The organism is Pseudomonas sp. CBZ-4, from assembly GCF_000346755.1.
In the GTDB taxonomy this organism is placed as follows: domain Bacteria; phylum Pseudomonadota; class Gammaproteobacteria; order Pseudomonadales; family Pseudomonadaceae; genus Aquipseudomonas.
On sequence record NZ_ANNV01000131.1, the window covers coordinates 15,586 to 28,449 of the forward strand.

A 12,864-nucleotide genomic window follows, 5' to 3' on the forward strand; every position below is an offset into this window, starting at 1 on the left:
GTTAGACGTCTACGGTAGGAATCTTGCGCGGGGCCATGAAGTACATCCAGGTCAGCGCAATGAAGTACATCGCCGGGATCAGGGTGAACAACACGGTGTAGTTGTTGTTGGTCACGGTGAGGATGTGGCCGACGATCTGGGTCATGAACATGCCGCCGATGGCCGCGCACATGCCGCCGAAACCGAACACCGTGCTCATCATGTGCTTGGGCGTGTAGTCCATCACCAGGCTCCAGATGTTGGCGGTCCAGGCCTGGTGCGCACCGATGGCCAGGGAGATGGCAAACACCGCGACCCACAGCTGACTGGAACCGGCGGCCATGATTACGCCGACGATGCAGCAGGCGAACAGCAGCATCGACAGCAAGCGCGCCTTGATCGAGTTCATGCCACGACCGATCAGGAACGACGACAGAATCCCCCCACCCACACTGCCGAAGTCGGCTGTCAGATAGATGATGATCAGCGGGATGCCCATCTGGGTCACGTTGATGCCCAGGTTGTATTGTTGGTTGAGGAACGGCGGCAACCAGTACAGGTAGAACCAGAACACCGGCGCGGTCAGCGCGTAGGCAATGGCGAAGGCCCAGGTGCCGCGCATGCGCAGGATACGGCTGAACGGCACGCCCGGTTGTTCCGGTTCGACTTCCCGTTGCACGTAGTCCAGTTCCGATTGCTTAACGCTCGGATGGTCTTCCGGGTTGTAGTACTTCAAACCCCAGAACACCAGCCAGATCGCGCCCAGCGAAGCCATGCACAGGAACGCGGCTTGCCAGCCCCATACGTGCAGGATCAGCGGCAGCAGCATCGGCGTCATCATCGCGCCGACGTTGGTGCCGGCGTTGAAGATACCAGTGGCCACCGCACGCTCGCCGGCGGGGAACCACAGGCGCGTGGTCTTGACGCAGGCCGGATAGTTGGCGGCCTCGGTCAGCCCGAGGATAAAGCGGCAGACCATAAAGCCCACTGCCGACGTCGCCAGGCCGTGGGCGCCGGTGGCCAGGCTCCACAACAGCACGGCGCAGAAGAACACGCGTTTGACGCCGACCCGGTCGATCAAGCGGCCTTGCAGCACAAAGCCGATGGCGTAGCCGACCTGGAACCAGAAGTTGATATTGGCGTAGTCCATCGCCGTCCAGCTCATTTCCTTGGCGAGGATCGGTTGCATCACGCCCAGGGCGGCACGGTCGATGTAGTTGAGGGTGGTGGCGAAGAACACCAGGGCCAACATGCCCCAGCGAGTCTTGCCCACGGCCATGGCGCCGCGGATCTTGTCGCCGATGCCGGCGTGCGGGGTGCCGGGGCGCGCGGCCAGGGCGGAATTTTGCAGAGGCATGAGGTCGTACCCGTTTTTTGAAATTTTTATGGTGTGTTCTGGGTCAGGTTGCGGAGTCGATGGTGCGCAGCGGCTAAAAAATCGTCAATTCGCCAAAGCGGCTTAGTGTTCGATAATCGCACCAAAAACTAACCGGTTCGTACATTTTAATTGCTGTGGGTAGACTGGGGGCGAATAATTTGGCGCAAACAATAATTGCCGGGAGTCGCCCCATGCAACGTTCCATTGCCACCGTTTCCTTGAGCGGCACCCTGCCGGAAAAACTCGAAGCCATCGCCGCCGCCGGATTTGATGGCGTGGAGATCTTCGAGAACGACCTGTTGTATTACGACGGCAGCCCCCGCGAAGTTAGGCAAATGTGTGCCGACCTGGGGATTGCCATCACGTTGTTCCAGCCGTTTCGCGACTTTGAAGGCTGCCGCCGCGACCGCCTCGCACGCAACCTGGAGCGCGCCGAACGCAAGTTCGACCTGATGCAGGAGCTGGGCACCGACCTGGTGCTGGTGTGCAGCAACGCCTCCGCCGATTGCGTCGGCGATGAGCGCATATTGCTCGACGATCTCAGCCTGTTGGCCGAACATGCCGGCCGCCGTGGCTTGCGCATCGGTTACGAGGCGCTGGCCTGGGGCAAGCACGTGAACACCTGGCAGCAGGTGTGGAACCTGGTGCGCCAGGTCGATCACCCCGCCCTCGGCGTGCTGCTCGACAGCTTCCACACCTTGTCGCTCAAGGGCGACCCGAGTGGCATCGCGCAGATCCCCGGTGACAAGATTTTCTTTGTGCAGATGGCCGACGCGCCGATCCTGGCCATGGACGTGCTGGAGTGGAGCCGGCATTTCCGCTGCTTCCCGGGGCAAGGCGAATTCGACCTGGCGGGTTTTCTTGCGCCGATCATCCAGAGTGGCTACACCGGGCCCTTGTCCCTGGAGATTTTCAACGACGGTTTCCGCGCCGCGCCGACCCGAGCGAATGCGGCGGACGGCCTGCGCTCCTTGCTGTACCTGGAAGAGAAAACCCGTGAGCGCCTGCAACAGCAAGCCCCGGCGCAACCGGTGGAGATTCTGTTCGATACCCCGGCTGCCAGCGAATACGACGGCATCGAATTCCTGGAGTTTGCCGTGGACGAAAGCCTCGGCGCCAAGCTGACCCACTGGCTGGAACGCCTCGGTTTCGTCAAGGCTGGTCAGCATCGCTCAAAGAGCGTGAGCCTGTTGCGCCAGGGCGATATCAACCTGATCCTCAATTGCGAACCCTATTCCTTCGCCCACAACTTTTTCGAGGCGCACGGCCCGTCGTTGTGTGCCACGGCGCTGCGGGTCAAGGACAGCGCCAAGGCCCTGGAGCGGGCGGTGGCCTACAAGGGCCAGCCCTATCGCGGGTTGGTCGGCCCCAATGAGCTGGAACTGGCCGCCGTGCGTGCGCCGGATGGCAGCCTGATTTACCTGGTGGACCCGAGCGAAGGCACGCTGTACGACACCGACTTCAACCTGCAAACCGCGCCGGCGGCCGGTGGCGGCTTGCTGCGCATCGACCATATGGCCATGGCGCTGCCGGCCGACAGCCTCGACAGTTGGGTGCTGTTCTACAAGAGCCTGCTGGATTTCGAGGCCGACGACGAAGTGGTGTTGCCCGACCCGTACGGGTTGGTGAAAAGCCGCGCGCTGCGCAGCCGATGCAGTTCCGTTCGTCTGCCGCTGAATATTTCCGAGAACCGCAACACGGCGATTTCCCACGCGCTATCGAGCTATCGCGGTTCGGGTGTGCACCACATTGCCTTCGACTGCGCGGATATTTTCGCCGAGGTGCGCCGGGCCAAAGACGCGGGCGTGCCGCTGCTGGACATCCCGCTCAACTACTACGATGACCTCGCGGCGCGCTTTGATTTTGACGAGGAGTTCCTCAGCGAGCTGGCGTACTACAACGTGCTGTACGACCGTGATGCCAACGGCGGTGAGCTGTTTCACGTGTACACCGAGCCGTTCGAAGGGCGGTTCTTCTTCGAGATCATCCAGCGCAAGAACGGTTATGCCGGTTACGGCGCGGCCAACGTGGCCGTGCGCCTGGCGGCCATGGCCAAATCCCGCAGCGGTGCGGTGCGCCAAGCGCGGTTGTGAGCAATGGCGCGGTGCTTCCTTCGGGGAGCGCCGCAGCCCATAATCGGCGCCTGCACAATAAAAACGGCCGTGAGCGCACCATGACCCTGACTCCCGACCTCTCCGCTGCGTCCGAAACGCCGCGCAAGAGTCGTAAGAACAACCCGGAAAAGACCCGCGAAAATATCCTGCAGGAAGCGATCGTCGAGTTTGTCCAGCAAGGCCTGTCCGGCGCGCGCGTGGACGCCATCGCCGAGCGCATCCACACCTCCAAACGCATGATCTATTACTACTTCGGCAGCAAGGAGCAGCTGTACGTCGAGGTGCTGGAGAAGCTCTACGGCGACATCCGCAACACGGAAACCCGGATGAACCTCACCGCCCTGGAGCCCCGTGAAGCAATCCGTCGGCTGGTGGAATTCACCTTTGATCACCACGACCAGAACGTGGATTTTGTGCGCATCGTCAGCATCGAAAATATCCACAACGCCGAGTATGTGAAGCGTTCGGAGTCGATCAAGGCGATGAACAGCAACATCCTTGAAGCGCTTGGCGCGACGTTGCGGCGTGGGGCTGAGATGGGTGTGTTTCGTGCGGGGCTGGAACCGTTGGATGTGCACCTGCTGATCAACTCATTCAGCTTCTACCGGGTGTCCAACCGCCATACCTTCAGTGAGATTTTTCAGATCGAGCTGTCGGATGAGGCCATCAAGCAGCGGCATCGGGACATGATTTGTGAGTCCGTGATGCGGTACTTGCAGGCCTGACTCTTCAGGTTGGAACACAACCCCTGTGGGAGCAGGCAAGCCAGCTCCCACAGATTGGATTGGCTGTGCATCCTTAGTGATTCATGGCCTGAAAGTGCGCCAACATCCGCTGCGCGTCCGGCGCTTCGCCACTGAACAGCTCAAACGCCTTCACCGCCTGAAACACCGCCATATTGCCGCCGTCCAGCGTACGGCAACCCAGGGCCCGGGCATCCCGCAGCAGTGCTGTTTCCAGCGGGAAATACACAATTTCGGCCACCCACAGTTCTGCCCTCAGCAAGGCAGCTGGAACCGGTGTGCCCGGCAGCTTCGCCATGCCCATCGGCGTGGTGTTGACCACACCATCGGCCTCGGCCATGGCATTTTCCAAGTGGCCGCCGACCTGGGCGCGGCCCGGGCCGAAACGCTGGCTGAGGTTGTCTACCAGGTCCTGGGCGCGGCTGTTGTCCAGGTCGAAAATGCTCAAGTGCTCGACACCTTCGGCCAGTAGCGCGTGGGCCACCGCCGCACCGGCGCCGCCAGCGCCCATTTGCACCACACGCCGCCGCACGACATCACTCAGGTTACGCCGAAAACCCTCCGCGAATCCCAGGCAGTCGGTGTTGTGGCCGATGCGCTTGCCGTCCTTGAACACCACCGTATTCACCGCGCCGATGCCGCGGGCCTCGTCGGACAATTCATCGAGCAACGGCAGGATTGCCTGCTTGCATGGGTAGGTAATGTTCAGGCCGGTGAACTGCATCAACTCGGCGGCGTCCAGCAGGTCGGGCAGGGCATCCACGTTCAGGTGCAGCGGGTCCAGGTCGATCAGGCGATACAGGTAGCGCAAACCTTGGGCGTCACCTTCCTGTTCATGCAGGGCGGGGGTGCGCGAAGCCTGGATGCCGGCGCCGATCAGGCCGGCGAGAATGCGCGGCTTCATGGGTTCAACACCTGGCTGAAGTGTTCAAGGGCCAAGTGGTAGCCATGGCTGCCAAACCCGGCCAGTACGGCCTTGGCGATGGGCGACACAAAGGAGTGATGACGGAATGCTTCACGGGCATGCACGTTGGATAAATGCACTTCGATCACCGGCACTTCACTGGCCACCAGCGCGTCGCGGATGGCGACAGAGGTGTGCGTCCACGCGGCGGGGTTGATCACGATGCCGGCGCATCGGGTGCGGGCACCGTGGATCCAGTCGAGCAGTTCGCCTTCGTGGTTGGTCTGGCGAAATTCGATTTTCAGCCCGAGCTTCTCGGCGCTGCGCCCGCACAGCGCGGCGATGTCGGCCAGGGTTTCATGGCCATAGGTTGCAGGCTCACGGGTGCCGAGCAGGTTGAGGTTGGGGCCGTTGAGCACCAGCACGATAGGCGGCATGGGAGGGTCTCCACAGTTATTGTTAGTTGTGGAAGTAAAATGTACTGAATGGTTAATTTGGTCAATCGACGGCGGAAGATATGTTCGATTACCGAACGGTTATGCGCGGTAACAACACGGCGTTCGACGCTTGGTTCCCGGTTACTAGTCTGTGAAAAGCACCAGGATTTTGGAGCCGGTTGTCGGGTGACAAAGGCGAAATTGTTACCGGGCGGAAAATAACCTAACGGATGGGTTACGATGCGAATAGGCACTTACAAGGGATTTGTGATTTCAGTGTTGCTCAGGGATGAACATTGCCCGCCGCATGTTCATGTCAGGGGCGCGGGTTGGGATGCGCGCTTTCGTTTCAGCTTTTTGGGTGGCGAAGTGGAGCTATGGGATGTAGATCCTGAACGGCGGCGGCCGCCCGGTGCAGTTCTGCTGGGCATTCGTCAGGCGTTGATGCAGCGGCACTATCTGGCGCGAGCGCGAAGGATTTGGTGGGAGAAAATTCAGACGGTTTGCCTGGAGAACCATTCCTGGGATTGGGATGCTGCTGAGCTGGTGCCGGGGTTGGTCATCCGGCCAGGTGTCTATGTCATCGCAAGCGCGTGGCACGATGTTGTGGGGCCACGGACAATTTTGAATCTGGTGAGGGCACCAGATTCCGTGAGGATTGATTTATGAAAATTATAAAAGCCAAAGTTTCGCCCTACGTGCCGCTCACCGAGGCCGATATCGATAAAGCGATAGCAAGGGGACGCAAGACACGGCATTTGTACGCCCGCGCCAGCTCGGTGAGCTATGAGGACAAGAGCATTTCCATCGGCTTCAGCGACGGTAGCCGGGTCTCGCTGCCCGTGGCGGGCCTTCCCGAGTTCGAGGGGTTTTCCTTGGAGGACTTCCAGCAATTGGAGGTCGGTTTCGGCGGTAAAGCGCTGTGCTGTGAACCCCAGGACCTGGACGTGTCCATCACCGGCCTGATCGCTACGAGCCAGCCCCTGATGGACCTGGCCGTGAGCCTGGTGGCCGCGCGCAACGGCCGCAAGCGCAGCGCCGCCAAGGCTGCCGCTGCCCGTGCCAATGGCAAGAAGGGCGGGCGGCCGCGCAAGGATACGGTGAAACCCGAGGATTCGACTGATGTTTGAAGATCCAATGTGGGAGCTGGCTTGCCTGCGATAGCGGGCTGTCAGTTAGCCCAGCAGTGCCTGATACACCGCTATCGCAGGCAAGCCAGCTCCCACACAAGCCAGTTCCCACAGGGGGATCGTGGGTGGCTGTGAGATTTAGCGACGCGTCAGCAGCACACCTGATTCCATATGGTGCGTCCACGGGAACTGGTCAAACATCGCACACTGGGTAATACGGTGGGTGTCATGCAGTTGCGCGATGTTCGCCGCCAATGTCTCTGGGTTGCAGGAAATGTACAGGATGTTGTCGAAACGCCGGGTCAGCTCGCAGGTGTCCGGGTCCATGCCGGCGCGCGGTGGGTCGACGAATACGCTGCCGAATTCGTAGCGCTTGAGGTCGATGCCGTGCAAGCGACGGAACGGGCGCACTTCATTCAGGGCTTCGGTGAGTTCTTCGGCGGAAAGGCGCACCAGGGTGACGTTATCCACCGCGTTTTCATCGAGGTTGCTCAGGGCGGCATTGACCGAGGTCTTGCTGATCTCGGTGGCCAGCACTTTGCGCACGCGGGTTGCCAGCGGCAGGGTGAAGTTGCCGTTGCCGCAGTACAGCTCCAGCAGGTCATCCGGCCGGTCGCCCAGCGCTTCGTAAGCCCAGTTGAGCATCTTCTGGTTCACGGTGCCGTTGGGCTGGGTGAACGCGCCTTCGGGTTGGCGATAGCTGAAGGTACGACCGGCGACGTCGAGTTTCTCCACCACGTAGTCCTGGCCGATCACAGCGCGTTTGCCCTTGGAGCGGCCGATGATGCTCACGTTCAAGTCCGCCGCCAGCTGGTTCGCGGCGGTGTGCCAATGCTCGTCCAGCGGGCGGTGATAGCACAGGGTGATCATCGCGTCGCCGGCCAGGGTGGTGAGGAACTCCACCTGGAACAGCTTGTGGCTCAGGGCGGCGCTGGCTTGCCAGGCGGCCTTGAGTTGCGGCATCAACTGGTTGATACGCAGGCTGGCGATGGGGAACTCTTCGATCAGGATCGGCGTGCGTTTGTCGTCCTGGGCGAACATCGCGTAGTGGCGATCACCCCCTTCGCGCCACAGGCGGAACTCCGCCCGCAGGCGGAAGTTCTGCAGCGGCGAGTCGAATACCTGTGGCTCAGGCGCATCGAACGGGGCCAACAGGTCACGCAGGCGCGTGACCTTGTCTTGCAGTTGAGCGGTGTAGCTTGCGGCGTCAAAAGTCATGCGTTGAACCAGCCCAGCTTGATCACGAACAGAATCGACAGAATCACCAGCGCCGGGTTCAGCTCACGGTAGCGGCCCGAAAGCAGCTTGATGGCGGTCCAGGCGATGAAACCGAAGGCGATGCCGTTGGCGATGGAGTAAGTGAAGGGCATCGCCAGGGCGGTGATCACCACCGGCGCTGCAACAGTGATGTCATCCCAGTCGATTTCCGCCAGGCCCTGGGTCATCAGCACGGCCACGAACAGCAGCGCTGGCGCGGTGGCGAAGGCCGGGACGCTGCCCGCCAATGGCGAGAAGAACAGGGCCAGCAGGAACAGGATCGCTACCACGATGGCGGTCAAGCCGGTGCGGCCACCGGCGCTCACGCCCGCGGCGGATTCGATGTAGCTGGTGGTGGTCGACGTACCCAGCAACGAACCGGCCATGGCGGCGGTGCTGTCGGCGATCAGCGCACGGCCCATCTTTGGCATGTGGCCGTCCTTGCCCATCAGGCCGGCGCGCTTGGCGACGCCGATCAGGGTGCCGGAGTTGTCGAACAGGTCCACGAACAAGAAGGCGAAGATCACGCTGACCAGGCCGATGTCCAGCGCGCCCTTGATGTCCAGTTGCAGGAAGGTCGGGCCCAGGGACGGTGGCATCGACACGACGCCGCCGAACGGGGTCACGCCCAAGGCGATGGATGCAATGGTCACCGCGAGGATGCCGATCAGCACTGCGCCGCGTACAGCCAGGGCTTCCAGCGCGACGATCAGTACGAAGCCGAGGGTGGCCAGGATAGGCGCGGCTTTGGTCAGGTCACCGAGGCCAACCATGGTGGCCGGGTTGCTGACGACGATGTCGGCGTTGTGCAGGGCGATCAATGCCAGGAACAGGCCGATACCCGCGGCAATCGCCGAGCGCAGGGGCAGGGGGATGGCGTTGATGATCCACTCACGGATGCGGAAGATCGACAGCAGGAAGAACAACACCGCCGAAATAAATACCGCACCCAGTGCCACCTGCCAGGTATGACCCATGTGCAGGACCACGGTATAGGTAAAGAAGGCGTTGAGGCCCATGCCCGGCGCGAGCGCAATCGGGTAGTTGGCGATCAGGCCCATCACGGTCGAACCGATGGCCGCTGCCAGGCAGGTCGCGACAAACACCGCGCCCTTGTCCATGCCGGTCTGGCTGAGGATGCTCGGGTTGACGAACAGGATGTAGGCCATCGCCAGGAACGTGGTGATACCCGCGAGAATCTCGGTGCGCACATTGGTGTTGTGGGCTTTGAGTTGAAACAGCTTTTCCAGCATGCCGGCTCCCTGTGACGCTATTTTGCGTCGTGATTTGTTGACCTCTAAGTCAAAGCACAAACTGCGCCAAGCGCCTGTGGTTTCAGAGAGGATCGGAAAAAGCGGCGCATCATACCAGCAGCCGAGGCCCTGTGGTGGTTGGCCTCGCCCTTGTGAACAATCCCTCAGGATCATGGCCTTGAGGCATACTGCGCCGACGTTTAAATCAGGGTCATCGACAGCATGAAAAAAGCCAACGCGTGGAGTCTAGCTCTGATCCCTTGTCTCGGCCTGTGGCTCGGCGCAGCACCGGTGTGGGGCGCGACCGCACCGCCGTTGAGCGAGGTGCGGGTGTTCAAGGTCGAGTCGGCGCGCTGCACCGAAACCATCCCGGAACGTGCACAAGGCACGCAGATGTGCACCCACCGTGGGCCCACCAAGGTCTCGGTGATGGAAGTCGGCCTGGGCAACAACCCCGTAGGCCGATTCGACGGTGCCGTGCTCAACGGCCAGCGCACGCCGGTGTGCCAGGTTGGCAGCGTCAGCGAGGTGTGCAACGGCGCGGGCACGTTGATGGGCTACATCTATGTGTTCGACCTGAATGTCGAAGCCCAGGGCTGGTTCGAATACAGCAACTCGTCGATCAACGGCCCGCAGAACACCCTGAAAACCCTGCTCAATATCCGCTGATCAGACCTTCGCCGCTTCCTCGACCGGCACATGCATGCGGTCGCGATTGGCCAGGGTCGGGAACAGTTTGATCCACGTCCCGGTCACGATCAGCGTACCGACGCCGCCCATGACCACTGCTGGCACGGTGCCGAACCAGTGGGCGGTAATCCCCGATTCGAACTCACCCAACTGGTTGGACGCGCCAATAAACAGGCCGTTGACCGCACTGACGCGCCCGCGCATTTCATCCGGCGTTTCCAACTGCACGAACGATGCACGGATGACCATGCTGATCATGTCGGCCGCGCCGAGTACCACCAGCACCGCCAACGAAAACCAGAACGAGGTGGACAGGCCGAACGCGATGGTTGCCACGCCGAACACGCCGACGGCGGTGAACATCACGCGGCCGACATGGCGGTCTACCGAGAAGCGCGCCAGCCACAACGACATCAACAGCGCGCCCACCGCGGGCGCCGAGCGCAGCAGGCCCAGGCCCCAGGCGCCGGTCAGCAGGATGTCCTTGGCGAACACCGGCAACAACGCAGTGGCGCCGCCCAGCAACACGGCGAACAGGTCCAGGGAGATGGCGCCAAGGATGTCCGGGCGGCTGCGGATAAAGCGGATGCCGGCCAGCAGTGAATCCAGGGTGGCCTTGCCTTTGTTGAGCGGGGTCTGGCGGGCGGGCAGGTTGAGGGTCAACCCGCAGGCAATCAGGTACAGCACCACGGTGGGGCCGTACACCCACACACTGCCAAATGCGTAGAGCAAACCGCCCAGGGCTGGCGCGACGATGGTTGCCAGTTGCTGGGCCGACTGCGACGACGCCACCGCGCGCGGGAACAAGGCGCTGGGCACGATGCTTGGCAGCAGCGCCTGGGTAGTGGGCATTTCAAACGAGCGGGCGGCGCCGAGCAGGAAGGCGAGGATAAAGATCATCTCGCGGGTGACATTGCCGGTCAGGCCACCGATGGCCAGCGACAGCGCAATCAGCGCCTGCACGGTCTGGCAGATGGCCGCGACCTTGCGCCGCTCATAGCGGTCGGCCACATGCCCGGTGTGCAGCATGAACAGCACGCGCGGGACGAACTCCACCAAGCCGACCAAACCCAGGTCGAGCACGTTGCCGGTCAGTTGGTAGAGGTTCCAGCCGATGGCCACGGTGAGCATCTGGAAACCGCTGGCGGTGAAGATGCGCGCCAGCCAGAACGCGATGAAAGGGCGGTGGTGGCGCAACAGCAACACGGGTTCACTGGGCATCGGGAATTCAGGTCAGGGCCGGAGGAGAGGCCGAGATTAGCATTAAGTTGTAACAGATAGTTGCTGAAACTGAGCTGAGGCAGTCTGTCACGCGGCAAAAGACCACGCCGTCCTACATTGAAAATGGGACTACTCTTTCAGCAATGCTTGATCCAGATCAAAACCTGCCCAGGGATTGCTCTGGCGGCCTTAGGGCCAGATTCCCTACGTGGTTGGTTAAAAAAAGAACGAATTGAAATTCGCCAGACTCCATATCCGTGGGGGCAGTGGGTGCAGGCTCCCGCCAGCAGCCGGTATTACCTGACAGAGGAAGACTTATGTTCGGTTTGGAGGCGCTAGATCTCGCCCGAATTCAATTCGCGTTCACCATCTCATTCCACATCCTGTTCCCGGCGATCACCATCGGCCTGGCCAGTTACCTTGCGGTGCTGGAAGGCCTGTGGCTCAAGACCCACAACGACACCTACCGCGACCTCTACCATTTCTGGTCGAAAATCTTTGCCGTCAACTTCGGCATGGGCGTGGTGTCTGGCTTGGTCATGGCCTACCAGTTCGGCACCAATTGGAGCCGCTTCTCGGACTTCGCTGGCGCCGTTACCGGGCCGCTTCTGACGTACGAAGTGCTCACGGCCTTCTTCCTTGAGGCCGGTTTCCTTGGGGTAATGCTGTTCGGCTGGAACAAGGTGGGGCGCAAGCTGCACTTTTTCGCCACGGTGATGGTGGCCGTCGGTACGTTGATCTCCACCTTCTGGATCCTTGCGTCCAACAGCTGGATGCAGACGCCCCAGGGCTTCGAAATCATCGACGGCCGGGTCATTCCCACCGATTGGCTGGCGGTGATCTTCAACCCGTCCTTCCCGTACCGCCTGGCGCACATGGCCACGGCCGCGTTTGTGGCCACCGCGTTTTTCGTCGGCTCCTCGGCCGCCTGGCACCTGCTGCGCGGCAAGGACAACCCGGCAATCCGCAAGATGCTCTCGATGGCGATGTGGATGGCCCTGATCGTCGCGCCTATCCAGGCGGTGATCGGTGACTTCCACGGCCTCAATACCCTGAAGCACCAACCGGCGAAAATCGCCGCGATTGAGGGCCACTGGGAAAACAAAGGCAACGAGCCGACTCCGCTGATCCTGTTCGGCTGGCCGGACATGAAGGCGGAAAAGACCAAGTACGCCGTCGAAATCCCCTACCTGGGCAGCCTGATCCTGACCCACTCCCTGGACAAACAGGTGCCGGCCCTCAAGGAGTTCCCGCCTGAAGACCGTCCCAATTCGACCATCGTGTTCTGGTCGTTCCGGGTCATGGTCGGCCTGGGCTTCCTGATGATCTTCACCGGTCTGTTCAGCCTGTGGCTGCGCCGGGGCGACAAGATGTACACGTCCAAGCCGTTCCTGTACCTGGCGTTGTGGATGGGCCCGTCGGGGTTGATCGCGATTCTCGCCGGCTGGTTCACCACGGAAATCGGCCGTCAGCCGTGGGTGGTCTACGGCCTGATGCGCACGGCGGATGCGTCCTCCGGGCATAGCCTGGTGCAGATGACGATTACGCTGGTGTTGTTCGTGGTGGTGTACTTCGCGCTGTTCGGCGCCGGCCTGGGCTACATGATGCGCCTGGTGCGCAAAGGCCCGCAGACCCACGAAGGCGATGAGCCGACCCACGGTGGTCCTGGCCAGAAACGCACGCCAGCCCGTCCGTTGTCTGCCGCCGATGATGGCAGCGATGACGACCACACCCACATCCAGCACAAGGGGCATTGAG

At 61.6% G+C, this 12,864-nt stretch carries 12 protein-coding genes; 6 read left to right on the forward strand and 6 right to left on the reverse strand.

All coding sequences use genetic code 11. The annotated features are described in order from the left end of the window. Nucleotide 1: 1 nt before the first annotated feature. A complete protein-coding gene (locus B348_RS0117655) occupies nt 2-1,336 on the reverse strand; it encodes an MFS transporter (RefSeq protein WP_017737397.1) in 1,335 nt (444 codons plus the stop codon). A gap of 212 nt (nt 1,337-1,548) precedes the next feature. Between B348_RS0117655 and quiC the strand changes: the two genes are divergently transcribed. After that, nucleotides 1,549-3,450, forward strand: a complete 1,902-nt coding sequence (gene quiC, locus B348_RS0117660; protein WP_017737398.1) for a 3-dehydroshikimate dehydratase QuiC — start codon at nt 1,549-1,551, stop codon at nt 3,448-3,450. An 80-nt stretch (nt 3,451-3,530) separates the two neighbouring features. Continuing rightward, a complete protein-coding gene (locus tag B348_RS0117665) occupies nt 3,531-4,196 on the forward strand; it encodes a TetR/AcrR family transcriptional regulator (protein ID WP_017737399.1) in 666 nt (221 codons plus the stop codon). A gap of 73 nt (nt 4,197-4,269) precedes the next feature. On the opposite strand, the gene B348_RS0117670 is transcribed toward B348_RS0117665, so the two are convergent. Both B348_RS0117670 and aroQ read right to left on the reverse strand, forming a co-directional pair. Then, the gene (locus tag B348_RS0117670; protein WP_017737400.1) at nt 4,270-5,118 is read right to left on the reverse strand and encodes a shikimate dehydrogenase; all 849 of its coding nucleotides are present in this window, start codon (nt 5,116-5,118) and stop codon (nt 4,270-4,272) included. Further along, nucleotides 5,115-5,555 carry a type II 3-dehydroquinate dehydratase gene (gene aroQ, locus B348_RS0117675; protein ID WP_017737401.1) on the reverse strand — a complete coding sequence of 147 codons (441 nt, stop codon included), beginning with the start codon at nt 5,553-5,555 and terminating at the stop codon, nt 5,115-5,117. Before aroQ ends, B348_RS0117670 begins: the two co-directional genes overlap by 4 nt. Before the next feature lie 240 nt (nt 5,556-5,795). Here aroQ and B348_RS0117680 point away from each other — a divergent pair, with 240 nt between their 5' ends. Then, a complete protein-coding gene (locus B348_RS0117680; protein WP_017737402.1) occupies nt 5,796-6,224 on the forward strand; it encodes a hypothetical protein in 429 nt (142 codons plus the stop codon). Next, complete coding sequence (locus B348_RS0117685) at nt 6,221-6,685, forward strand: DUF2442 domain-containing protein (RefSeq protein WP_026136859.1); 465 nt, start codon at nt 6,221-6,223, stop codon at nt 6,683-6,685. Before B348_RS0117680 ends, B348_RS0117685 begins: the two co-directional genes overlap by 4 nt. A 138-nt stretch (nt 6,686-6,823) precedes the next feature. On the opposite strand, the gene trmA is transcribed toward B348_RS0117685, so the two are convergent. Together trmA and B348_RS0117695 are read right to left on the reverse strand one after the other, a co-directional pair. After that, on the reverse strand, nt 6,824-7,903 hold the full coding sequence (gene trmA / locus B348_RS0117690) for a tRNA (uridine(54)-C5)-methyltransferase TrmA (protein WP_017737404.1): 1,080 nt from the start codon (nt 7,901-7,903) through the stop codon (nt 6,824-6,826). Beyond that, the gene (locus B348_RS0117695; protein ID WP_017737405.1) at nt 7,900-9,195 is read right to left on the reverse strand and encodes an NCS2 family permease; all 1,296 of its coding nucleotides are present in this window, start codon (nt 9,193-9,195) and stop codon (nt 7,900-7,902) included. The genes trmA and B348_RS0117695 overlap by 4 nt, the downstream gene beginning before the upstream one ends. Before the next feature lie 222 nt (nt 9,196-9,417). Between B348_RS0117695 and B348_RS0117700 the strand changes: the two genes are divergently transcribed. Continuing rightward, the gene (locus B348_RS0117700; protein ID WP_026136860.1) at nt 9,418-9,864 is read left to right on the forward strand and encodes a DUF4879 domain-containing protein; all 447 of its coding nucleotides are present in this window, start codon (nt 9,418-9,420) and stop codon (nt 9,862-9,864) included. Here B348_RS0117700 and B348_RS0117705 read toward each other — a convergent pair whose 3' ends face one another. Then, nucleotides 9,865-11,106, reverse strand: coding sequence for an MFS transporter (locus tag B348_RS0117705; RefSeq protein WP_017737407.1), 1,242 nt, complete (start codon nt 11,104-11,106; stop codon nt 9,865-9,867). Between the two features lie 317 nt (nt 11,107-11,423). On the opposite strand from B348_RS0117705, the gene B348_RS0117710 reads away from it, so the two are divergent. Further along, nucleotides 11,424-12,863, forward strand: coding sequence for a cytochrome ubiquinol oxidase subunit I (locus B348_RS0117710; protein WP_017737408.1), 1,440 nt, complete (start codon nt 11,424-11,426; stop codon nt 12,861-12,863). The last annotated feature ends 1 nt before the right edge of the window (nt 12,864 follow it).